Origin of the sequence: Pseudohaemophilus paraphrohaemolyticus, from assembly GCF_003253115.1 — a bacterium.
Classification (GTDB): domain Bacteria; phylum Pseudomonadota; class Gammaproteobacteria; order Enterobacterales; family Pasteurellaceae; genus Haemophilus_A; species Haemophilus_A paraphrohaemolyticus_A.
In genome coordinates this window covers 35898-58425 of the sequence record NZ_QEQF01000004.1, presented here as the reverse complement: position 1 = coordinate 58425, position 22528 = coordinate 35898, and the positions used below count along the sequence as shown (strand labels likewise).

Sequence of the window (22528 nt, the reverse complement as noted above, 5' to 3'; positions counted from 1 at the left end):
AGGAGTTTAAACTAACTCGCTACTGTTAACTGTCCCGCATAGAGGATAAAGAAACGTAAGCAGAACACTCCGATTAAGTCGAAGATAGAGACCAAAATGATGAATTTCGGGCTGTGTTTCACTTCGTGGTTACCAAATAGGTTGGCAACAAGTGGAATTAAGATACCGATAAAGAATACCCCAATCCAGAACACCATTCCCCAGAAACCTGTCATTGCGTTGTGTAAGGCAAGTTGCTTGTCTGCCCCACCAAAATGCAAGCCTACGAAGAATGCCACTAACAAACCTAATTCAGTAACCATAATCGGCACTTCAAATTTGTGGATAAAGTGAATTTCTCGGCTTTCGCCTGAAAGTTTACCCGCAATTAAAATCATCAAGAAAGTGGCTGCGATACCTGATGAAGTACCCGATGCTAAGAACAAAGCTGGAAGCACGGGGTTATTCAACATTGGGTAGCTGATTAACGCCGAAAGTAAGAAGCCCGTATAAGCACCAAGCACTGCAGCTAAGGTAAATAGTACAAATTCAATCGGTTTTAATAACTTGCGTTCTGCGAAATCAATCCAAGGCAAGACGAATTTAAACACGGGGAAGTAACGATTTATAAGTACTGCGATCCAGTCTTTAAACATAATCGCAATCCAGACTACCAATACAGCCATATAGGCTTGGAACATCATTACGCCCATTGACATCACAGAAGTGCCGTTGTAGTTAAACATCAGCTTCCAGAATGTCCACGGTTTGGTTAAGTGGAACACCAACAAGGTCAAACCAAGAATTGTTGGGATAGTGCCTAAAATTGCCGCACTACGAATAATCCAGTTCTCACTTGGCTTTTCCACTTTCACGCTATTACGGAATGCAATAGCAAGCTGCACCGCACCAGAGGAAATCCCTAATAAGAAGAGATAAACCGCAATGGTGCTGTCCCACACTAAATTGGGGGTATGAAAAGGAATATAGTCGTTCATTATCTATGCTCCCCTTTGCCAAATGGAATGTGATATAAGTTCGGTTGCGTACCTAATGACACTTTGGTGCGATAAACTGGATTTTCACGCACTTTTTTCGCCACGGCACTATTTGGATCGTTCATATTGCCAAAGGTTAATGCTTTAGTTGGACAAGCTTCTACACAAGCAGGCTGTTTACCTTCTGCAAGGTTGGTATCGCGACAGAAGTTACATTTATCCGCCGATTTTTTCTCTGGATGGATAAAACGCACACGATACGGGCAAACAGCGATACAGTATTGGCAGCCTACACATAAATCTGAATGTACATCGACAATCCCTGTTTCTGGATCGACAAATGAAGCTCCAGTTGGACACACTGCAACACAAGGTGCGTTTGAGCAGTGTTGGCAAGATTGGCGGAAGAATTCATATTCCACATTTGGGAATTCGCCATAAGGTTCGCTACGGATAATTTCTAAACGTGAAACCCCTTCTGGCACTTTATTTGTGGTGCGACAAGCGTCCATACATGCTGTACAACCGATACAAGATGTTTCATCATGTACCATCGCATAGCGAATTTTTTTCGGTTCATTCTCAGTTGCAAGAGTAACCGAAGCAGCAAGCCCTGTGCTTGCTACTACAGCGATAGCACCTGCCCCTGAGACGAAATCTCTACGGGTACAAGTCATTATTGGTTTTCCTTAGCTTCCTGAGCTTTAACTTCTTCTTTATGAGCCTGAATTTTAGTGTGGCAATCTGTACAAAGTTTGATACGTTGTTTTTCAGGAATTGCCTTCATCGGATCTTTTTCTGGGTGAAGTTCATGGCAGTTTGCACACGCAATTTTGTTTGCGTGAGTATCGTGAGCCCAGAATTTTTCACGCAATTTATCCGCCGTATGGCACGCCACACACACTTGGTTTTGCTCGTGAACCGTACGTTCAAGTTCAGGTTTGCTTGCTTTTTGATCCATCTTGCTAAAACGCATTACATCACGCACACCTTTACGGTGATTTTCAGACATATTGCCATGGCAACTTACACAAGTCACTTGCTCACCGCTATTTGGGCTTTTTGTTCCGTGTTGGAAGTGTTTACCCGCGTGGCTAAATGGTTTACCTGTCGCATTAGCGGTTTCGTGACATTGCGTACAATATTTATTCGGATCGCGACGTGCTTCATCTGCGACTTGAACATCTGATTTACCTTGCCACATCTGTTGTGGGAGTGGTGGCATTTCAGCATAAGCGGTTGAAATTGCAGAGAACATTGCAAAACAACTTGCGAAAGCGACTGCTTGGAGGGCGATTGCTCGCCCTGCTTTTGAAATTAAGTTTTTCATATCGTCACCTCAAGCTTAATTATTTTGCTTCTGCTTTTGGTGTTGTGACTTCTTTTTGCACTTCAACTGGCGGTAATAAGCCTTTTTCGCGAGCTGTTGCTTCCCATTGTGGCACTACTGTGCGTAAGAATTCATCTTTCGCAGCTTGGTCTTTAGGAATATCTAAGCCAATTGCTTTTTGTGCTTTTTCACGGGTTGAAATATCTGGAATCGCAACTGGAGTAGTTACACCATGTTTCGCTAATACCACACCTAATTGAGCACGTGCATCTGCAGCACGGTCGATACCTGTTGCAATCACGTGTAACATCATATCTGGTGCGTGCATATAACCACCGTGGCTTGCAGAAGTGTAATCCCAGCGCCATTGAGCATGACGAATGGCTTTTAAGATATCTTTCATCTCATCAGGTGTTGCACCTGCTTCCCACGCAGCTTTCGCTTCAAAATGGGCTTTCACGATTTGATCTTCTAATTTGATCATTGCATCTTTTACTTGTTTTTTGTGCTCCGCAACACGTTTTTGAAGTGTTTCTTTGCTTTGCTCGTGACAAGTTTTACAAGTATTCTCAAATTGATCGAATGGATTACCGATTTTGTGGTCAGTATACACTTTGCCATCTTTATCTTTCACTTTCGGCATATGACAGTCGATACAAGTTACCCCATTTTTGCCGTGCACACCTTGTGACCAAATTTCAAAGTCTGGGTGCTGTGCTTTTAACATTGGAGCTTTTGATAATGCGTGAGTCCAGTCAGCAAATTCAATATCATCATAGTATTTTTCAATGCTACTCACATCTACGCCATTTTTCCAAGGGAAGGTTACGTCTTTTTTATCTTTGAAATAGTATTCCACGTGGCAGTTTGCACATACTGCAACGCGTTTACCTTGTTTGTCTAAGTTTTCGAAAGTCCAACCCACACTCTCTAAAGCACGTAATACGTGAGGACGTGCAACACGTAACGCAGGTTTACCTTCTTTAAAATCTTCTGATTTAGTATCGTGACAGTCGGCACAACCAATCGAGTTTACGATTTCAGAACCGTATTTCGCCCATTTTGGATCGAAGTAACCACGCTCACCTTTCTCTTCAATTAAACGTGGCACATCAGGGCCTTTACACGTCCAGCAGGCCATTGGCTGAGGACCATCATTTTCATCTTTTGGGGCACCTGTACGTAAAATTTCACGTACGTCAGTAACCGCATAGAAGTGACCACGAGGCTTGTTATATTCTTTTGAGAAAGAATAACCAGCCCAAAGAATGACACTACGAGGATCAACTTCTAACGCACTACCACGATCAGTCGATTCAGAAGTTGCTTTCCAAGAATTGTATTGAAGTGGATATTTATCCGCAAAAAGATGATTTGCAGATTCTACTGTTACACCTAATTTTTCATGTTTAAGTGCTTTTTGTGTTAAGGTTTCAGTCGCCTTTTCCTCAGCCTGTGCCGAATGAAAGCAACCTAGCATTGCGATAGTCGCCATTGCTAAAGTTTTGGTTAAACGTTTCACGATAGAGTCCCCCACAAGGAATGAATGTAAATGAGAATTTTTCTTATTAAAAACAATAAGATACGGTAATCTTATGCGTGCGAGCATATAGAATTTATTAACTCGTTTCTATCGTAAAAATCGTTTTTTTTGAACTAAATCAACAAAAATAGGTAAAAATACCACTTTATGGTTAATAATAACTTATTCTAGTTATACCCACCCCCTCAATAAATAACCAACTTTAAAATTAAAAGATATTCCTGCCATTTTGTTTTTCCAAATAAAATTACATTTTTTTCACAAATTTAATTCAAAATATTGTTATTTTGTGTTATCTATTACCGCCATTACTTATCAAAAAAGAAAAGGACACAACATCTTCAATGAATGGTGCACATTTAGTCATTGAGTGCTTAAAAGCACATCAAGTTACGCATCTTTTCGGTTACCCAGGTGGGGCAATTATGCCGACTTACGATGCCATTTATGATTCAGGATTAGACCATCTTCTCTGCCGCAATGAACAAGGGGCAGCAATGGCGGCTATCGGTTATGCTCGCTCAACAGGCAAAGTGGGGGTATGTATTGCGACTTCAGGGCCTGGAGCAACCAATTTGGTCACTGGCTTAGGCGATGCTTTTGCAGATTCGATTCCTGTGGTTGCTATTACAGGTCAAGTTGCTAACCCACTTATCGGCACAGACGCTTTCCAAGAAGCCGACGTGTTAGGGCTTTCGCTCGCTTGCACCAAACATAGCTTTATTGTGCAGAATATTGATGAACTACCAGAAATTATTGCTCAAGCGTTTAAAATTGCCCAAAGCGGCAGACCTGGTCCCGTGTTAATTGATATTCCAAAAGATGTGCAAGTGGCAGAAACTTCGCTTAAACCGATTGTTTACCCGAAAGATCCAGCTCCTCAGCAAGATCCAACTGCATTAACTGAAGCCAAGGCGATGCTTGCTAATGCGAAGAAACCTGTGCTTTATGTTGGTGGCGGTGTAGGTATGGCGAAGGCAGTGCAAGCGGTTAGAAATTTCATTGAAGTTGCAAATATTCCTTCTGTTTCAACCCTTAAAGGACTTGGCACGATCCCTCCTCATCATCCACTTTATATGGGAATGATCGGGATGCACGGCACAAAAGCGGCAAACTATGCCGTACAAGAGTGCGATCTATTGATCGCCTGCGGTGCACGTTTCGACGACCGAGTGACGGGCAAATTAGACACCTTCGCCCCGCATGCAAAAGTGATCCACATTGATATTGATGCAGCTGAAATCAACAAGCTTCGCCAAGCCCACGTGGCACTCAAAGGCGATATGGCAGAAGCGGTCAATATTTTAGCTCATCCGCTTGATATTGATGAATGGCGTGGGCGTGTGCAAGCTCTCAAATCAGCCCACGATTTTGACTACAACGACAACGCTGGTGAAGGCGATATAGATCCTTACGCTTTATTGAACACGCTTTCTGAACGTAAATCAGAAAATGCTGTGATCACGACAGATGTTGGGCAGCATCAAATGTGGTCAGCCCAGCATGTTTGCCACTTTGCCCCAGAAAATTACATTACTTCTGCAGGTTTCGGCACCATGGGCTTCGGCTTACCTGCGGCTGTAGGTGTAGCGAAAGCTCGTCCACACGATCCTGTGATTTTAATTACAGGCGACGGCTCATTTATGATGAACGTGCAAGAACTTGGTTCGATCAAGCGCGGACAGTTACCTGTGAAAATTTTATTGCTCGATAACCAACGTTTAGGTATGGTTCGTCAATGGCAATCGCTCTTCTTTAAAGCTCGACATAGCGAAACAATTTTAGACGACAATCCTGATTTTGTGATGCTTGCCAACGCTTTTGGCATTCCCGGCGAACGCATCGAAAAAGCAAGTGAAGTATCGGATGCATTAGATCACTTATTAAACGCTAAAGGAGCATATTTACTGCAAGTATGCATTCCAGAAGAGAGCAATGTTTGGCCGTTAGTACCACCAGGTGCTTGCAACACTGATATGTTGGAGGGAGAATAAAATGCAACAATATACTTTAACCATTGAAGCGAATGCACGCCCTGAAACTTTAGAACGCTTACTTCGCGTGGTGCGTCATCGTGGCTTTGAAGTGCTGGATCTAAACGCCCAAAAAAGCCAACAGACATTAACACTTAACCTTAAACTTCAAAGCATCCGGCCACTTTCTTTACTGACTACGCAATTAGAAAAGTTGTTTGATGTAACAAAAGTTATGTAATTTTAAATTGTAAGGCGGGCTTTAGCCCGCCCTACGTTCATTCAAGCCGTAACTAAAATGAAACTCTGGCAAAAAACCTCGATCATCACTTGGCTACTCGCCCCATTCTCTCTGCTCTTTTGGCTAATTAGCCAAATCCGTGCTACCCTCTATCGCAAAAAGATCCTGAAATCCTATCGCTCGCCTGTACCTGTATTGGTCATTGGCAACATTTCCGTGGGGGGAAACGGCAAAACTCCGCTTGTGATTTGGCTAGTAGAGCAACTGCAGAAAAAAGACGTGAAAGTAGGCGTGATTTCTCGTGGTTATGGTGGGGAAAATAAGGTTTATCCGCAGCTAGTTACGCCAGAAAGTGATCCGAAATTGATGGGTGATGAACCAGTGCTAATCGCACAACGCACTCAAGCACCTGTGTCAATTTCACCAAACCGCAAACAAAGCATTGAACTGCTTTTAAGCCAGTTTGATCTTGATTTAATCGTCACCGACGACGGCTTACAACATTACGCGCTTGAGCGAGATATGGAATGGGTAGTAGTTGATGGTGAGCGCAGATTTGGTAACGGTTTCGTGCTCCCAGCAGGAGCATTACGCGAACTACCAAGCCGATTAAAGCAAGTGCAAGCTGTCATTTGTAACGGAAAAAATGCAAATGCAAACGAACATGTAATGCACCTCGACCCCGATTTTGCGATTAACCTTAAAACAGGTGAAAAACGCAAACTTAGCGAATTTACCCAACCTGTTTATGCTCTCGCAGGCATTGGCTATCCGCCTCGTTTCTTTAATATGCTTAAAGAGCTTAGTATTCCACTTGCTGAGACATTCAGTTTTGCCGATCACCAAGCCTTTGCTGCTGAAATGATTACACCTAAGCTCACACAAAATTTACCGCTGTTAATGACCGAAAAAGACGCCGTAAAATGCAAAGCCTTCTCTCAAAAAAATTGGTGGTATATACCTGTTTCTGCAACATTTTCAGAAAAATCGACCGCTTGTTTGGTGGGGATGGTTATGAATTTAATTAAAAATTGATAGTTTTTCCCTTTTAATCCAAAAACAGACGAAAAAACCTCCCAAGTAAATTACCCTATAAAGCGGTGAAATTGCTAGATAACCCTCTGTGTCTGTTTTTAGTTCTAATATTTTATTCTGTTAAAAGCTTAAAATTCCTTGTTTTAGGCTTTTTTAATAGCATAAAAATCGTCTATTCTCATTAAATTAGCATTTTACTTTAATTTATCGAACCGTTATAGTTAAAGCGTTTTAAGACAAACGGTTGAAAAAGCCGAATTTTTTGCAATCGCTCTCTGCGATTTTATTTTGAGTTGGAATTTATTATGGCAAAGACACTATACGAAAAACTTTTCGATGCACACGTCGTTTATGAAGCCGAAGGCGAAACGCCGATTCTTTATATCAACCGTCATCTTATTCACGAAGTAACTAGTCCGCAGGCATTTGATGGCTTACGCGTTGCAGGTCGTCAGGTTCGCCAAGTAGGTAAAACCTTCGGGACGATGGATCACAGTATTTCTACTCAAGTGCGTGATGTAAACAAACTTGAAGGTCAGGCAAAAATCCAAGTTTTAGAACTGGCTAAAAACACGAAAGCAACGGGCATTCAATTGTTCGATATGAGCACCAAAGAGCAAGGCATCGTGCACGTAATGGGGCCAGAGCAAGGCTTGACGCTTCCAGGAATGACGATTGTATGTGGCGACTCTCACACTGCGACTCACGGGGCATTTGGGGCGCTGGCATTTGGTATCGGTACATCAGAAGTAGAACACGTGTTAGCCACACAAACCTTAAAACAAGCTCGTGCGAAAAGTATGAAAATTGAAGTCCGTGGTAAGGTAAATCCAGGCATTACCGCGAAAGATATTGTGCTTGCGATTATCGGTAAAACCACGATGGCGGGCGGTACAGGGCACGTTGTTGAATTTTGCGGGGAAGCAATTCGCGATCTTTCAATGGAAGGTCGTATGACAGTATGTAATATGGCGATTGAATTAGGAGCAAAAGCGGGCTTAATCGCGCCAGATGAGACCACGTTCGCATACTTAAAAGATCGTCCACACGCACCACAAGGCAAAGATTGGGATGATGCTGTGGAATACTGGAAAACATTGAAATCAGACGATGATGCAGAGTTTGATACCGTTGTAGTGTTAGAAGCAAAAGACATCGCTCCACAAGTAACTTGGGGGACAAACCCTGGTCAAGTAATTGGTATCGACCAGGTTGTGCCAAATCCTGAAGAGATGGCAGATCCTGTCACTAAAGCCTCTGCAGAAAAAGCGCTAGCCTATATTGGGCTTGAGCCGAATACTGATTTGAAAGAAATCCCTGTCGATCAAGTGTTTATCGGCTCTTGCACCAACTCTCGTATCGAAGATTTGCGTGCAGCGGCAGCCGTGATGAAAGGGCGCAAAAAAGCGGATAACGTCAAACGAGTGCTTGTTGTGCCAGGTTCAGGATTAGTGAAAGAGCAAGCAGAAAAAGAGGGCTTAGATAAAATTTTCATCGAAGCAGGTGCAGAATGGCGTAACCCAGGTTGCTCAATGTGCTTAGGGATGAATGATGACCGCTTAGGTGAGTGGGAACGCTGTGCTTCAACCTCTAACCGTAACTTCGAAGGTCGTCAAGGTCGTAATGGTCGCACGCACTTAGTGAGCCCAGCAATGGCAGCTGCCGCGGCAATGTTCGGTAAATTTGTAGATATTCGCCAAGTGGCATTAAATTAATAAGGATAAAATAATGGCAGGTTTTAAACAACTTTCAGGCTTAGTCGTGCCTCTTGATGCAGCAAATGTGGATACCGATGCAATCATCCCAAAACAATTCTTACAAGCCATTACCCGCGTGGGCTTTGGTAAACACCTTTTCCACGAATGGCGTTATTTAGATGCAGAAGGTACAAAGCCAAATCCAGATTTTGTGTTGAACTATCCGCAATATCAAGGTGCAAAAATCTTACTTGCACGTAAAAATTTAGGTTGTGGTTCATCACGTGAGCACGCACCTTGGGCGTTAGCAGATTACGGTTTTAAAGTAATGATCGCACCAAGTTTTGCAGATATTTTCTACAATAATAGCTTGAATAATCATATGCTACCGATTCGCTTAAGCGAAGAAGAGGTGGAAGAGATTTTCCAATGGGTATGGGCAAATGAAGGCAAGCAAATTGATGTAGATTTAGAGGCAATGACTGTGACCACTGGCGATAAAGTTTACCATTTTGAGCTAGATGAATTCCGTCGCCACTGCTTGCTCGAAGGCTTAGACAATATCGGTTTAACCCTTCAGCACGAAGATAAAATCGCAGAATACGAGAAAAATATCCCAGCATTTTTGCGTTAATGACAACGTTAAAAAGCCACCGAGAGGTGGCTTTGTTATTTTGTCATTTAAAACTCATTTTATCTTCCTGCCTACGCCATAAGCGTTGAATATTGTCGTGGTGACGATAAACCAATAAGCAACAAACTAGCGCAATAGGAAAAGTAAATTCAGGCTTATACCACCAAACAAAAGTAGGCAGTATAAGGGCGGTGATGACAGCACTTAATGAAGAATAGCGAGAAATAAGAAAGGTTATTAGCCAAGTTGCAAGAGCTAATTCCGAAATTTCCATACCAAAAGGAATCAGCGTGCCTAAGGCGGTGGCAACACCTTTACCGCCACGGAAGTGGAAGAAAATTGGAAAAACGTGTCCTAAGCAAGCGGCTAATGCAATAAAGCCAATTTCGCTTGGTTCTAACCCCAAACGGAACGCAATGGCAACAGGTAGCATTCCTTTTAACACATCAAACAGCAACACGCCAAGTGCAGAAAGTCGCCCGCCAATACGCAATACATTCGTTGCACCAGGGTTTTTCGAGCCATTTTCACGTGGGTCAGGCAAGCCTGCTAATTGGCAGAAAATAATCGCACTTGATATAGAACCGAGCAGATAAGTCCCGAAAATCATTAAATACGCGGTAAATGTCATATTTTTCCCTGTCTTTGTGTTATATTGTCACTATTTTACCGCATTATCTGCATAATAAAAGCAGAATAAGATAAGGAAAATCTAATGCTTGATAAAGTTTTTATCCACGAACTGACCGCTTTTGCTTCCATCGGTGCCTACGATTGGGAACACACCATCAAACAACGCCTTGTGTTTGATATTGAACTCTATTGGGATTTCAGCAAAGCTGTGGAAACCGATGATGTTCAATATTGCTTAAATTATGCTGAAGTGTCAGAGCGTATTTTGAATTTCGTGGAAGGTAAACCTTTTAAACTGGTCGAAACAGTTGCTCATCAAGTAGCAAATTTACTGCAAGAAACTTACAGCATTCAAAAATTACGTATCAAATTACACAAGCCTAAAGCCGTGGCTCAAGCAAGCAGTGTCGGAGTGATTGTTGAGCGTGGTTTTGAGTAACTTTTTCAACTCTATTAGCGGATAAAGTGCACAAAATCAGTTGGATCTTCTGCATCGCGAGCGGAAGCAATTTCTTCGCCATCTTTCGGTGAACCGATCATTAACAAGCCAATCACTTTATCCGTTTCCGCACAACCAAATGCTTCGCGAATGGCTGTGCTTTCCACCCATTTTTTCGTAATCCAAACAGTATCAAAACCTTGAGCGTTTGCTGCTAATTGCATCGCATAAGTGGCGCAACCCGCACAAACAATTTGCTCCCAAATGGGCACTTTCACTGATTCGTGATCTAATTTAGCCACCACGCCAATGACCATTGGAGCTTGATTTGCCAATTTATCGGCTTTGGCAGCATTTTTTTCATCCATTTCAAATTCAATAGCTGCTGATTTTAAGCATTCATGAAATTTTTGCATTCCGCTTTTCTCAATTACCACAAAATGATAAGGTTTCATTCGCCCATGATCTGGTGCTCGTAAAGCTGCTTTTAAAATCGCATCAAGCTGTTCTGTATTAGGTGCAATATTGCCAAATTGTTTACTTGAACGACGATGATGAAGTAAATCTAAAATATCCATAATTCCTCACAGTAAAGTATATGAACCATCGGCTCACACACAAGTGGTAAAAAAAGGTGAGTGAATTGCATTCACACAGCCTACTAAAAAAGGCTGACAGATTTCCCATCAGCCTTTCGGTTAGCTTAATTAAATTTTCGTTTTATCACGTACCGCACCTTTATCGGCTGAAGTGGCGAAATGTCCGTAAACTTTTAGAGCAAAAGAGACTTCACGTTGGCGGTTTGCAGGCTGCCAGCCTTTTTGATCTTGCTCAGCACGGCGTGTGTCAAGTTCTTCATCGCTTACTGCAAGATTGATGGCACGGTTTGGAATGTCGATGTTGATAATATCGCCATCACGTACTAAACCGATTGCACCACCTGAAGCGGCTTCTGGCGAGGCGTGTCCGATAGATAAACCCGATGTGCCGCCAGAGAAACGTCCATCTGTTAAAAGTGCACATTTTTTACCTAAGCCCATCGATTTTAAGTAGCTGGTTGGGTAAAGCATCTCTTGCATACCTGGTCCGCCTTTCGGGCCTTCGTAACGGATGATCACCACATGACCTTCTTTCACTTTACCACCTAAAATACCTGCAACAGCATCTTCTTGGCTTTCAAATACAATTGCTTTACCAGTGAATTTCCAGATCGATTCATCTACGCCTGCAGTTTTTACGATACAGCCGTCTTCTGCGATATTACCAAATAACACCGCCAAGCCGCCTTCTTGTGAAATCGCGTTTTCTTTGTTGCGGATACAACCGTTTACGCGGTCGTTATCTACCGTGTCCCAACGGCAATCTTGTGAGAATGCTTGAGTGGTGCGAATGCCCGCAGGACCTGCACGGAAGAATTTATGTAACTCTTCGTCTTGGTTGCGGATAATGTCGTATTGGTCAAGCTGATCGCCCATGGTTAAGCCTAATACAGTGTGGGTATTTTTGTGGATTAAGCCCGCACGGTCTAATTCGCCTAATAAGCCCATAATACCGCCGGCACGGTGAACATCTTCCATATGGTATTTGTTGGTATTAGGTGCGATTTTACTCAAGCAAGGTACTTTGCGAGATAAGCGGTCAATGTCTTCCATTTTGAAGTCCACGCCTGCTTCTTGTGCGGCGGCGAGTAAGTGTAACACGGTGTTACTTGAACCGCCCATTGCGATGTCTAAGCTCATCGCATTTTCAAAAGCATCAAAAGTACCGATTGAACGTGGCAATACGCTTTCGTCGTCTTGTTCGTAGTAGCGTTTGCATAATTCAACGATTTGACGCCCCGCTTTTAAGAACAACTCTTTACGGTCTGCATGGGTAGCAAGCATTGAGCCATTACCTGGTAAGCTTAAACCTAATGCTTCTGTTAAGCAGTTCATTGAGTTTGCGGTAAACATACCCGAGCAAGAACCACAAGTTGGACAAGCAGAACGCTCAATCGCATCAATACGTTCATCTGAAACATTTGGATCGGCTGCTTCGATCATTGCATCTACTAAATCTAATCGAATTAATTGATCAGAAAGCTTGGTTTTACCCGCTTCCATTGGGCCACCTGACACGAAGATGGTTGGAATGTTCAAACGCATTGCCGCCATCAACATCCCTGGGGTAATTTTGTCACAGTTGGAAATACAGACCATCGCATCCGCACAGTGTGCGTTCACCATATATTCCACTGAATCTGCAATTAAATCACGGCTTGGAAGCGAATAAAGCATACCACCGTGTCCCATCGCGATACCATCATCTACCGCAATAGTGTTAAATTCTTTTGCAACTCCGCCTGCTTTTTCAATTTCAGCGGCAACCAACTGCCCCATATCTTTTAAATGTACGTGACCTGGTACGAACTGAGTAAATGAATTTACCACGGCAATAATTGGTTTGCCGAAGTCATTTTCTTTCATTCCTGTTGCACGCCATAATGCACGTGCACCCGCCATATTACGACCTTGTGTACTGGTCGCTGAACGTAGTTTAGGCATAATCTCTCCAAATTTTTATCTGTTGTGTCTGTTAAAATAAAAGGGGTTTATTCTACTTGAATTTAAATAGTTTGTGGAAAATTTCCTCTTTCCCTTGGTAAGAGAAGCAGAAAAAGTTCTATCTAGAAATTTTTTTCAGAGGGAGAGGTTATTTTTTCCTCATCTGCTTCGCCATTTCAATACTTTGAATAATTGCACGGCGGTTAATGGCATCATTATCGCCATCTAACACACGTCGCCAATAACCAATTGCTTGCTCATAATCATTATGCAAAAAGGCATCAGAAGCCAGTAGTAACAAGCTGGAACTCTCTTTTGAGTCTAATGCTAAGGCTTTAGCTAACCACGCATTTGCCTGCTCTGACAGTTTTTGCCCTTTATCGTAATAATCTGCGGTTGCCATTGCCCCTAAAATCGCCGCTTTTTCGCCTAATACCACCTGTGCATTTTGATAGCTGATCAATGCTGAACTAAACTCATTATTTAACGCATAAGCCTGCCCCAATTCATACCACAAATCGCCATCGTTCGGGTTCTCGCGCAAGCGGTTTTGCAAACTCTCAATATAGCGATCATTTTTTTGGGTTTTATCTTCCATCTCTAATTTTACTTGGAAGGCTTGATGCATTTGCTCACCTTTTTGCACCAAGGAATAACGCCCCGACTGCCAATAAAATAAGCTACTGAAGACGGTAATTAAAAGCACAACCAAACTTGCAACAAGCGGTGAAAATTTCCTTTTATTTTGCCAAGGTTCTGTTGTATTTTGATCAAATTGATAACGGCTTTCTGCCTCCGCCAAATATTCTTGTTTAAACGGTTCGGCAAAATTGCCTGCGAATTTGACCGCTTGTTGATAGTTTTCTAAATTAAGCTGCTCACGTGTTTTCATCTATTTTCCCGCTCTTTTTGAACTAGTTCGCCATACAATTGCGCTCAAAACCAAAAGTAACAATCCAACAGGCATCCCCCAAAGCAGCCAAGTTTGCTCATTCACAGGCGGTTTGTAGTTTACAAAATTACCGAAACGCTGGGTCATAATTTCGACAATTTCCTGATCCGATTTGCCTTCATTGACCATTTCATATACTTCAATACGAAGTTTGTAAGCGGTAGTGGCATTTGACTCCAGCAAATTTTGATTCTGGCATTGCGGACAACGCAAAGATTTCGCCAAACTCATTGCACGTATGCGATCCGCATCGTTGTGAAATTGGAAGGTATCGACCATTTCCGCCTTGGCCATATTGCTAAAAATGGCAAAGACAAGCGGTAAAAAAAGGATAATCTTTTGCAAAAACTTCATTCTATTCCTATATTCCTATGCTCTTATTTTTCGTTTCTTAATGCATCTAATCGTGGCAGGAAATCTTTTTCAAAATCAGGATTATAGCCTTTTTGTTGGTAGCGAACGATGCCGTGTTTATCCACCAAGTAGCTTGACGGGGCGGAAGAGACCTTCAAGGTTTGAATTAAAAAACCACGCTCATAATCATCAATCACCAACGCAAATGGATTTCCCCAACGCCCCAAGGCTTCGCGAGCATCGGCAGGTTGATCGGAATAAGTTAAACCCACAATCGGCACGCCTTGAGCTTTCAATTTCAATAAGATCGGAAACTCTTTAATGCACCAGGTACACCAACTCGCCCAAACATTCAAAATATAGGGCTCTTGTGGCAAGCTGTTGTTGGTTAAACGTGCGTGCGGATCAAGTAGATTTTTGCCCACAAATTCGGGGATCGGTTTATCCTGCCAATCTTCTGTTGGAGAAAGTGCATCTTTGTTCAACAGCGGAACGGTTAAAAATGCCACCACCGCCATAAGAATAGCGAGGGGAATGAAGAGGAGGAGTTTTTTCATTATTTTTCCTTTTTCGGTAATCTCCTATGGCTTACGCCCTAGGATTATCGACGCTGCCGATACCCCACCAATGCCATCAGTGAAGCCAGCACCATAATAACCCCACCAAGCCATAAAGCTCTGACGTAAGGTTTATAATGTAGGCGGAAGGCGTATTCGAGATTGCCAAATTTGTCACCCATTACAATGTAGAGATCGTGCAAACCGTGGTGGTATAAGCCGACTTCTGCCATTGTCATGGTGCGGATGTCGTAATAACGTCGTTCTGGGATGATTTGGGCGAGCGTTTTGCCGGCTTTACTGATGGAAAAAACAGCTTGTTCAGCGGTGTAGTTGGCACCAATGGCATCGCGATACTCTTCATATTTAAATTCAAAATCGGCGATATTGGCAGTTTCAGTCGGTTTTAATCGCACACCGATTTCATCGCCATAGTAGCTATTCATCATCGCGCCAATCACACAAATCGCAAAGCCGATATGTGCCAAACGCATTGCAAGCGGGCGGATTTTCCACATAAAACGCAAATAAGGCAGATGGGTCAAAATAATCCAGAATGCAAGGCTAACAAAGACCACAGGCAACGGCTCAATTTTGAACAGATGCGTTTGACTCACGGTGTGATAAATCAAACCAAGGGCAAGCAACACTGCTACGGGCAGAAGCCAGAGTTGCAATTTAGCTTGTTTAAGAGGTACATTTTTCCAGCGAAGTACCACTGCTACGCCCATCGCACACATTACCAGCAACGCGAGTGGGGTGAAAATAGTGTTGAAATAAGGTGCACCAACGGAAATACTGCCCCATTGCATCATCGTAAACACAAGCGGATAAAAAGTGCCGAGCAACACAACCGAAGTTGCTACAGCAAATAAACCATTGAGCAATAAGAATGCGGTTTCTTTAGAAAAAAACGTAAAGCGTACTTCGCCTTGCCAGAATTGTGTCTTGCAAGCGAAAAGAGCGAGTGCGATAAAACTCAAGCTAAAGAATAAGAGCAATAACGCAATGCCACGATCAGGATCGACCGCAAAGGCGTGCACAGAAGTCAGTACACCTGAGCGAACGATAAATGTGCCGAGCAAGCTTAAGGCGAAGGCGAAGATGGCGAGCAAAATCGTCCAATAATTAAACACGCCACGTTGTTCGCTGGCGATTAACGAATGCACTAACGCAGTGCCTAGAAGCCACGGCATCAATGAGGCATTTTCAACTGGATCCCAAAACCACCAGCCTCCCCAGCCGAGCTCGTAATACGCCCACCAAGCCCCGAGGATAATCCCTGCGGTGAGAAAGCCCCACGAAATCATCGTCCAAGGGCGAATCCAACGAGCTACGGCAGCATCCATTTTGTCAGAAAGTAGGCTTGCCACAATCATCGCAAAGCTCACTGCAAAGCCGACATAGCCTAAATAGAGCAGGGGCGGATGGAAAATTAAGCCAACATCTTGCAGCATTGGATTGAGATCACGGCCTTCTGGAGGAGGTGGAAAACCGCGCTCGAAGGGGTTGGAAACCAGCAAGATAAAGAGCATAAAGCCCATTGCAACAAGCGAAATCATCGCTAGCGTGCGGTTGGCAAACAAGCGGTCGATTTTACGAGAAAAAAGGCAAAAGACCGTCGTCCAGAGCGTGAGTGCGGTAAGCCAAAAGAGCATTGAACCTTCGTGCCCGCCCCAAGTGGCAGCGAATTTAAAAAAATCGGGTAATTGGCTATTGGAGTGTTGAGCAACATAAATCACCGAGAAGTCATCGGTTAAAAACGCATAAGCAAGGCTTGCAAAAGAAATGCCCGTTCCGACCGCTTGTAATAGCGAGAGAAAAGGGTTTAGCGATAAAAAATATCGGGCTCTTCTCAGCTCACCCCAAAGCGATAACCCTACTTGGGTTATCGAGGCAATAAGAGCAAAAATCAGGGCAAAATAGCCAAATTCTGGAAACATTAAAATCTAAGTGAACAAAAATAAAACGGCACAGATTATGCCATAAATCCGAATGAGGGAGAACGAAAAAAACCTTACCTACCTCGAAAGAGGTGGGTAAGGTTTGATCATAGAGGGATTATTATGAAATTAGAAAGTGTAAGTTGCGTTCATACGGAAATCACGACCTGCACCCGCTAAACTATTACCGCCAGCACGTTGGCTATGGCTCTTATAGTTTTTGTTAAATGCATTATTCACCGCAAAATTAAGCATTAAGTTTTTGTTTGCTTCCCAGTTTGCGTAGAAATCGCTCACACCATAGCCTGATTGTTTGATTGCTGCTGAACCAGCGTTTGACCCGCGGCTTGGTGTGCCTGTTTCGCCTTCAACAAAACGACCTTTCCAACCTAATTCTAAACTTGGATTTTCAAATTTATAAGAAACGGCTGTTGTCCAAGTGCGACCTGTTGCTACTGCAAATACGGCATTATCTAAACTTGCACCGTTAAATGTGAAGGTTTCTGGTTTACTGTCAGCAACGCCTACACGGAATTTGAAACCACCTTGTTTATAGGCACCACCTAATTCATAACCTTGGTTACGTAGTAGTGCAGCATTTACAATGGTGTTAGCTTTGGTCGCGTGAGCATCTTTTACTTTTTGCCAGAAGTAGCTACCGTTTAATGAGATGTTTTTAGTTACATCATAATTGAAACCCACTTCTGTGTTACGTGCTTTTTCTGCACGTAGATTATCTGAAACATCACGTAATGTATTGCCTGCTAACATCGCTTCAAACATACGTGGGCTACGGCTTGCATAGTTTAAGTTAGTATTAAAACTTAAATTATCTAACGCTTGCCAGATTAAACCAACGCTTGGATTGAAATCAGCGTGGCTGACGGTTTTGCCACTGTTCGCTTTGAATTTAAAGTGATCGTAACGTGCACCTGTGGTTAATGTGACTGGTCCAAAGCCCCAAATCCCTTCAACATATAAACCCACATCTTCTTTTTGTTGGTTGCGTTTTACACCTGTTGCAACCATACGACCTGTTGCACGATCACGAGCTATTTCTTGAATTGAATTTGGTTTTGCTTCTTGATGACGGTAATTTACACCATATTTTAACCAGTGATTTTCACCAATCTCGGAATCTAAATCTAAGTTTGCACCGTGAGTTAAAACACGTGTAGTACTATTTTCGGCAGGTTCTTTGCGTGAGGTTTCAATACGGTAAGCGTTTGCTTTTGCTTCAGTAATGAAGCCCATATTTTTACCATTCCACTCTAAGTTTGTCGTATCTTGTGTTGTAATACGATAACGAGGGTTATTAGTTGCATCATTCGCAATCAAGGCACCGTTTGAATCTAAAATATAATAGGTGTTATTTCCACGTCTATCTTTACCTGCCAAAACACGACTTAATGTTTGACCAGCTTTAAGATCTTGACTTGTACCTGCTAAATAAGATTGTGAGAAATCAAACTCTTCACGTAATGCTCGTTCACCGTGATATTGTTCTTGGCGATGGCTTAACACAACGCGTTGGTTTTCTGTAATGTCCACGCCAAATTTGGCTAATAGACCACGTTGTCCTAACGCACTATTTTTAACCACATCAGAGCCATCTTTATTTGAATAGCCTTTACCGCCTTTGTAATTTTCAAGAGTTTGCCAGTTACCGCTTAATAATGCATCTACAACGCCTGCTTTACCATAAACGGTTGCACCTTGTGAGTGGCCTTTATTGCTGCTTACGCCAGCATTAAGTTTGAAACCAAACGCTTGACCTTCTTCTAATAAATCTTTTGCATCAACCGTCGTGGCTTCAATAGAGCCACTGGTTGCACCAATGCCCGCACTTGCAGAACCTGCTCCTTTACGTACGTCAATACGTTTAATGAGGCTTGGATCTAACATAAATCGGCTTTGGTGATGGAAAACTGGGGTGTCGCTTGAAGTATTATCTACTTTGAAATCAATTTGGTCTTGACCCATACCACGAATAGTCACCCATTGTGAAGTACCGCCATTACCGCCACCAAAGTTAATTGCAGGTTCAGCACTTAATACGCCTCTTAAATCTTCGTTGGTCGATTTTTGAAGATCTTTTAAGGTTACAACGTTGGTTTTGCTTTTTGCTCCTGCATTTTCAGAAACAACTTGAACAACATCAAGTTTCACTGAATCAGCAGTATTTGCGTATGCAAAAGAAGAAAGCGCTGCAAGCACAGCAACAGAAAGTGGGGTGTTTTTCAATTTCATATGTAGATTCCCAAATAAAAAAAGATAAGAATTATTCTTATTTGCAAAAAAAGTGGCGTAACTATATGGGAATTTTTAATGCGAGTCAATATTATTTGGAGCATAATTTTTACAATATTAGAGAGTATCTCATAAATAGAGATAACTACCCAATAATCGAAAATCGCTCTAGTTCTCGTGTTTCAACATAATTATTCTCAACCACTCTTTCTACTTTTGCTATTTGGGGTCCATCCAGAAGCCAAGCTCGCATTAAGGATATTTGATCTTCTGTGCCTTGAGCTATGACCTCTACACTGCCATCAATGCGGTTACGGACTGTGCCTTTGATTCCTAGTTTACTTGCCTCTTGCAAGGTAAAAAAACGGAAACCTACGCCTTGCACCCGCCCGAAAATGAAAAACTGTTTAGTGATCATCATATCCTCCTAATTAGCCTTTTAAACGAAAACGCCCGCGGCTGTAACGAGTTTTCATTAAGGCTAAAATTTGCTCTTTTTCGCTACTTACTTTTTCGCTACTCTGTTTCGCTACGACTAAAGAGTGCTGAATAGAGTGTGCATGAGTAATCGCAATGGCAAGTGCATCTGCCGCATCTGCTTGTGGTTTGGCGGAAAGTTGCAGCATTCGCATTACCATATCTTGCACCTGCACTTTGTCAGCTGAACCAATACCTACTACCGTCTGTTTCACTAATCGAGCCGCATATTCAAACACTGGAAGATCGTGATTAACCGCGGCGACAATTGCCGTGCCACGAGCTTGCCCTAATTTAAGAGCAGAATCGGCATTTTTCGCCATAAAGACTTGTTCAATCGCGAACATTTCGGGTTGGAATTGGGTAATCACTTCGGTGACGCCTGCATAAATACGTTTTAAACGCGTAGGAAGATCGTCTGCTGCAGTGCGAATCACACCACTGCCAAGATAGTCTAAATGTCGCCCTGTTTGGCGGATAACACCGTAGCCAGTGAGCCTTGAGCCTGGGTCTATGCCTAAAATAATTGCCATAAGATAAAAAGTAAGCGGTGCAATTTGCAAAAAGTTTTACGAATTGCACCGCTTGAATCATAGTTAAATTACAAAATTAACGCCACGCTTTGAATTGGTTGATTAAACCATTCGTTGAGCTGTCGTGGCTGATTACTTTTTCGTTGTCTTGGAGCTCTGGTAAGATGCGGTTTGCTAATTGTTTTCCGAGTTCCACGCCCCATTGGTCGAAGCTATAGATGTTGAAAATCACGCCTTGAACAAAGATTTTGTGTTCATACATCGTAATCAATGCACCTAATGTAAATGGGGTGATTTTTTGCACCAAAATTGAGTTGGTTGGTTTGTTGCCTGTAAATACTTTGAACGGCACGATTTCTGCAACTTCTTCCAATTTTTTGCCCGCTTGTAAGAACTCTTGTTCAACCACTTCTTTTGATTTACCAAACGCTAATGCTTCGGTTTGAGCGAAGAAGTTTGAAAGTAATTTTGCATGGTGATCGCCTACGGCATTGTGTGTTTGAGCAGGTGCAATGAAATCACAAGGAATAATTTTGGTACCTTGGTGAATCAATTGATAGAATGCGTGTTGACCGTTTGTGCCAGGTTCGCCCCATACGATTGGACCTGTTTGGTAGTTTACTGCTTTGCCATCACGACCGACAAATTTACCGTTTGATTCCATATTACCTTGTTGGAAATAAGCAGCAAAACGATGTAAATATTGGTCATAAGGTAACAATGCTTCAGTTTCTGCACCTAAGAAGTTGCTATTCCAAATCCCCACTAATGCGAGAGTTGCAGGAATGTTTTGCTCGATTGGTGCGGTGCGGAAATGTTTATCCATTTCGTATGCACCTGAAAGCAATTGCTCAAAGTTTTCAAAACCGATTGAAAGAGCAATAGATAAGCCGATAGCAGACCAAAGCGAGTAACGACCGCCTACCCAGTCCCAGAATTCGAACATATTGTTGGTATCAATGCCGAATTTTTCGACTTCTTTTGAGTTCGTTGAAAGTGCAGCAAAATGTTTTGCAACCGCAGATTCATCTTTTGCCGCAGCCAATAACCAATCGCGTGCAGTGTGTGCGTTCGTCATGGTTTCTTGGGTGGTGAAGGTTTTCGAAGCCACTAACACAAGCGTTGTTTCTGGATTCACTTTTTTCAAGGTTTCCGCAATGTGTGTGCCGTCCACGTTTGAAACGAAATGCATAGTAAGATGGTTTTTATATGGACGCAGTGCTTCAGTCACCATATAAGGGCCTAAGTCTGAACCGCCGATACCAATATTGATCACATCGGTAATTGCTTTACCTGTGTAGCCTTTCCACTCACCTGAAATCACTCGTTCACAAAAATCTTTCATTTTTGCTAATACAGCGTTCACTTCTGGCATCACATCTTTACCATCCACTAAAACAGGGGTGTTTGAACGGTTACGTAATGCGGTGTGTAAAACAGCACGGTTTTCTGTGCGGTTAATTTTTTGCCCTGTAAACATTGCTTCTGTTGCTGATGCTAGACCACATTCATTCGCTAACTGGCGTAATAAGCCTAAAGTCTTTTCATTGATCGCGTTTTTAGAATAATCGACAAGGATTTGATCGGCAAAATTTAAAGAATATTGTTCGAAACGGTTTGGATTTTCTGCGAAAAGCTGTGGAATGGTAAGATTGTCTGCTTTGTGTGCTTCTAATGCTTGCCAAGCTGCTGTGCTCGTTGGATTGATTTTTTGCATGGTTATTTCCTTTAATTTAATTATAAAAAATTAGGGGTATTTTAATGAATTTTTAAGGAAATCAAAAGTGATAAACGAAGCAAATGCAATAGAATAAAATTAAGAAGGAAAATTAAGGAAATTATAAAAATTGTAAAGTATGGCTGGGGTACTAGGATTCGAACCTAGGGATGCCGAGATCAAAACCCGGTGCCTTACCGCTTGGCGATACCCCAAAAGAAAAAAACTAACAAATGTTAGCTCTATATTTGATTTTATTAAAAATAATTAGATGGCTGGGGTACTAGGATTCGAACCTAGGGATGCCGAGATCAAAACCCGGTGCCTTACCGCTTGGCGATACCCCAACACTAATTTTGTAAACCTAAATGGTGCGGGACGAGGGACTTGAACCCACACACCTCTCGGCGCCAGAACCTAAATCTGGTGCGTCTACCAATTTCGCCAGTCCCGCAAATGGTGGCTACAGCGAGATTCGAACTTGCGACCCCAACATTATGAGTGTTGTGCTCTAACCAGCTGAGCTATGTAGCCATTTTACTTTGCGTTCACCGTATCGGTTTACGGGGTGCATTATGCTGATTTTATCCTTACTCGTCAAACGTTTTTTCACAAAAAATGTGATTTTTATCTCTTTTGCCGACAATTTCAACACTTTGGCATAAAAACAGCATTTTTTTGTTTATTAAATAACAGCTCG

The 22528-nt window shown here is 42.5% G+C and carries 21 protein-coding genes and 4 tRNA genes; 6 read left to right on the top strand and 19 right to left on the bottom strand.

Translation table 11 applies throughout. From position 1 onward, the window contains the following. Positions 1–11: 11 nt before the first annotated feature. From nrfD to nrfA, 4 genes are read right to left on the bottom strand one after another with little or no spacing between them, the layout of a single operon-like run. Positions 12–977: a cytochrome c nitrite reductase subunit NrfD gene (gene nrfD / locus DPV92_RS05290; protein ID WP_111353987.1), complete on the bottom strand. Its 966-nt coding sequence runs from the start codon at positions 975–977 to the stop codon at positions 12–14. Next, positions 977–1654 (bottom strand): cytochrome c nitrite reductase Fe-S protein, encoded by a 678-nt coding sequence (nrfC, locus tag DPV92_RS05285; RefSeq protein WP_111353986.1) that lies wholly within the window; start codon positions 1652–1654, stop codon positions 977–979. The genes nrfD and nrfC overlap by 1 nt, the downstream gene beginning before the upstream one ends. After that, on the bottom strand, positions 1654–2307 hold the full coding sequence (gene nrfB, locus DPV92_RS05280) for a cytochrome c nitrite reductase pentaheme subunit (protein WP_111353985.1): 654 nt from the start codon (positions 2305–2307) through the stop codon (positions 1654–1656). The genes nrfC and nrfB overlap by 1 nt, the downstream gene beginning before the upstream one ends. A 19-nt stretch (positions 2308–2326) precedes the next feature. Continuing rightward, positions 2327–3829, bottom strand: coding sequence for an ammonia-forming nitrite reductase cytochrome c552 subunit (gene nrfA, locus DPV92_RS05275; protein WP_111353984.1), 1503 nt, complete (start codon positions 3827–3829; stop codon positions 2327–2329). 365 nt (positions 3830–4194) lie between these two features. Here nrfA and ilvG point away from each other — a divergent pair, with 365 nt between their 5' ends. The 5 genes from ilvG to leuD all read left to right on the top strand — a co-directional run bounded on the left by ilvG (position 4195) and on the right by leuD (position 9430). Beyond that, positions 4195–5844 (top strand): acetolactate synthase 2 catalytic subunit, encoded by a 1650-nt coding sequence (gene ilvG / locus DPV92_RS05270; protein ID WP_111353983.1) that lies wholly within the window; start codon positions 4195–4197, stop codon positions 5842–5844. Between the two features lies 1 nt (position 5845). Continuing rightward, positions 5846–6064: an acetolactate synthase 2 small subunit gene (gene ilvM / locus DPV92_RS05265; protein WP_111353982.1), complete on the top strand. Its 219-nt coding sequence runs from the start codon at positions 5846–5848 to the stop codon at positions 6062–6064. A gap of 57 nt (positions 6065–6121) precedes the next feature. Continuing rightward, positions 6122–7099, top strand: coding sequence for a tetraacyldisaccharide 4'-kinase (gene lpxK, locus DPV92_RS05260; protein WP_111353981.1), 978 nt, complete (start codon positions 6122–6124; stop codon positions 7097–7099). 305 nt (positions 7100–7404) lie between these two features. Continuing rightward, on the top strand, positions 7405–8814 hold the full coding sequence (gene leuC / locus DPV92_RS05255; protein WP_111353980.1) for a 3-isopropylmalate dehydratase large subunit: 1410 nt from the start codon (positions 7405–7407) through the stop codon (positions 8812–8814). A gap of 13 nt (positions 8815–8827) precedes the next feature. After that, on the top strand, positions 8828–9430 hold the full coding sequence (gene leuD / locus DPV92_RS05250) for a 3-isopropylmalate dehydratase small subunit (protein ID WP_005706526.1): 603 nt from the start codon (positions 8828–8830) through the stop codon (positions 9428–9430). A gap of 43 nt (positions 9431–9473) precedes the next feature. Here the strand turns inward: leuD and plsY are convergent, their stop codons facing one another. Continuing rightward, positions 9474–10061, bottom strand: coding sequence for a glycerol-3-phosphate 1-O-acyltransferase PlsY (gene plsY, locus DPV92_RS05245; protein ID WP_111353979.1), 588 nt, complete (start codon positions 10059–10061; stop codon positions 9474–9476). An 84-nt stretch (positions 10062–10145) separates the two neighbouring features. On the opposite strand from plsY, the gene folB reads away from it, so the two are divergent. After that, the gene (folB, locus tag DPV92_RS05240; protein WP_111353978.1) at positions 10146–10502 is read left to right on the top strand and encodes a dihydroneopterin aldolase; all 357 of its coding nucleotides are present in this window, start codon (positions 10146–10148) and stop codon (positions 10500–10502) included. 14 nt (positions 10503–10516) lie between these two features. Here the strand turns inward: folB and DPV92_RS05235 are convergent, their stop codons facing one another. From DPV92_RS05235 to DPV92_RS05170, 14 genes are all read right to left on the bottom strand, one after another. Beyond that, positions 10517–11080, bottom strand: coding sequence for an NAD(P)H nitroreductase (locus DPV92_RS05235; protein ID WP_111353977.1), 564 nt, complete (start codon positions 11078–11080; stop codon positions 10517–10519). Positions 11081–11209: 129 nt separating this feature from the next. Next, positions 11210–13045, bottom strand: coding sequence for a dihydroxy-acid dehydratase (gene ilvD, locus DPV92_RS05230; RefSeq protein ID WP_111353976.1), 1836 nt, complete (start codon positions 13043–13045; stop codon positions 11210–11212). Positions 13046–13193: 148 nt separating this feature from the next. Further along, entirely contained in the window at positions 13194–13937 is a 744-nt protein-coding gene (locus tag DPV92_RS05225; RefSeq protein WP_040217344.1) for a TPR domain-containing protein, read from the bottom strand. Beyond that, complete coding sequence (gene nrfF / locus DPV92_RS05220; protein WP_040217342.1) at positions 13938–14351, bottom strand: heme lyase NrfEFG subunit NrfF; 414 nt, start codon at positions 14349–14351, stop codon at positions 13938–13940. A gap of 23 nt (positions 14352–14374) precedes the next feature. Beyond that, a complete protein-coding gene (locus DPV92_RS05215) occupies positions 14375–14908 on the bottom strand; it encodes a redoxin family protein (protein ID WP_111353975.1) in 534 nt (177 codons plus the stop codon). A 44-nt stretch (positions 14909–14952) separates the two neighbouring features. Continuing rightward, positions 14953–16851, bottom strand: a complete 1899-nt coding sequence (gene nrfE, locus DPV92_RS05210) for a heme lyase NrfEFG subunit NrfE (RefSeq protein WP_111353974.1) — start codon at positions 16849–16851, stop codon at positions 14953–14955. A gap of 129 nt (positions 16852–16980) precedes the next feature. Beyond that, positions 16981–19101, bottom strand: coding sequence for a TonB-dependent receptor domain-containing protein (locus DPV92_RS05205; RefSeq protein WP_111353973.1), 2121 nt, complete (start codon positions 19099–19101; stop codon positions 16981–16983). 145 nt (positions 19102–19246) lie between these two features. Then, on the bottom strand, positions 19247–19519 hold the full coding sequence (locus DPV92_RS05200; protein WP_111353972.1) for an acylphosphatase: 273 nt from the start codon (positions 19517–19519) through the stop codon (positions 19247–19249). Positions 19520–19532: 13 nt separating this feature from the next. Further along, positions 19533–20111 (bottom strand): crossover junction endodeoxyribonuclease RuvC, encoded by a 579-nt coding sequence (gene ruvC, locus DPV92_RS05195; protein WP_111354084.1) that lies wholly within the window; start codon positions 20109–20111, stop codon positions 19533–19535. A gap of 76 nt (positions 20112–20187) precedes the next feature. Next, positions 20188–21828, bottom strand: a complete 1641-nt coding sequence (gene pgi, locus DPV92_RS05190) for a glucose-6-phosphate isomerase (protein WP_111353971.1) — start codon at positions 21826–21828, stop codon at positions 20188–20190. A 140-nt stretch (positions 21829–21968) separates the two neighbouring features. Beyond that, positions 21969–22043: transfer RNA gene (locus tag DPV92_RS05185), tRNA-Gln, on the bottom strand. Positions 22044–22100: 57 nt separating this feature from the next. Next, a tRNA-Gln gene (locus tag DPV92_RS05180) sits at positions 22101–22175 on the bottom strand. 22 nt (positions 22176–22197) lie between these two features. Further along, a tRNA-Leu gene (locus tag DPV92_RS05175) sits at positions 22198–22282 on the bottom strand. A gap of 3 nt (positions 22283–22285) precedes the next feature. Beyond that, a tRNA-Met gene (locus DPV92_RS05170) sits at positions 22286–22362 on the bottom strand. Positions 22363–22528 lie beyond the last annotated feature (166 nt).

Bases quoted from the DNA above. Each gene is read 5' to 3' on its own strand.
- nrfD (WP_111353987.1), bottom strand. From the start codon at position 977: ATGAACGACTATATTCCTTTTCATACCCCCAATTTAGTGTGGGACAGC.
- nrfC (WP_111353986.1), bottom strand. From the start codon at position 1,654: ATGACTTGTACCCGTAGAGATTTCGTCTCAGGGGCAGGTGCTATCGCT.
- nrfB (WP_111353985.1), bottom strand. From the start codon at position 2,307: ATGAAAAACTTAATTTCAAAAGCAGGGCGAGCAATCGCCCTCCAAGCA.
- ilvG (WP_111353983.1), top strand. From the start codon at position 4,195: ATGAATGGTGCACATTTAGTCATTGAGTGCTTAAAAGCACATCAAGTT.
- ilvM (WP_111353982.1), top strand. From the start codon at position 5,846: ATGCAACAATATACTTTAACCATTGAAGCGAATGCACGCCCTGAAACT.
- lpxK (WP_111353981.1), top strand. From the start codon at position 6,122: ATGAAACTCTGGCAAAAAACCTCGATCATCACTTGGCTACTCGCCCCA.
- leuC (WP_111353980.1), top strand. From the start codon at position 7,405: ATGGCAAAGACACTATACGAAAAACTTTTCGATGCACACGTCGTTTAT.
- leuD (WP_005706526.1), top strand. From the start codon at position 8,828: ATGGCAGGTTTTAAACAACTTTCAGGCTTAGTCGTGCCTCTTGATGCA.
- plsY (WP_111353979.1), bottom strand. From the start codon at position 10,061: ATGACATTTACCGCGTATTTAATGATTTTCGGGACTTATCTGCTCGGT.
- folB (WP_111353978.1), top strand. From the start codon at position 10,146: ATGCTTGATAAAGTTTTTATCCACGAACTGACCGCTTTTGCTTCCATC.
- DPV92_RS05235 (WP_111353977.1), bottom strand. From the start codon at position 11,080: ATGGATATTTTAGATTTACTTCATCATCGTCGTTCAAGTAAACAATTT.
- ilvD (WP_111353976.1), bottom strand. From the start codon at position 13,045: ATGCCTAAACTACGTTCAGCGACCAGTACACAAGGTCGTAATATGGCG.
- DPV92_RS05225 (WP_040217344.1), bottom strand. From the start codon at position 13,937: ATGAAAACACGTGAGCAGCTTAATTTAGAAAACTATCAACAAGCGGTC.
- nrfF (WP_040217342.1), bottom strand. From the start codon at position 14,351: ATGAAGTTTTTGCAAAAGATTATCCTTTTTTTACCGCTTGTCTTTGCC.
- DPV92_RS05215 (WP_111353975.1), bottom strand. From the start codon at position 14,908: ATGAAAAAACTCCTCCTCTTCATTCCCCTCGCTATTCTTATGGCGGTG.
- nrfE (WP_111353974.1), bottom strand. From the start codon at position 16,851: ATGTTTCCAGAATTTGGCTATTTTGCCCTGATTTTTGCTCTTATTGCC.
- DPV92_RS05205 (WP_111353973.1), bottom strand. From the start codon at position 19,101: ATGAAATTGAAAAACACCCCACTTTCTGTTGCTGTGCTTGCAGCGCTT.
- DPV92_RS05200 (WP_111353972.1), bottom strand. From the start codon at position 19,519: ATGATCACTAAACAGTTTTTCATTTTCGGGCGGGTGCAAGGCGTAGGT.
- ruvC (WP_111354084.1), bottom strand. From the start codon at position 20,111: ATGGCAATTATTTTAGGCATAGACCCAGGCTCAAGGCTCACTGGCTAC.
- pgi (WP_111353971.1), bottom strand. From the start codon at position 21,828: ATGCAAAAAATCAATCCAACGAGCACAGCAGCTTGGCAAGCATTAGAA.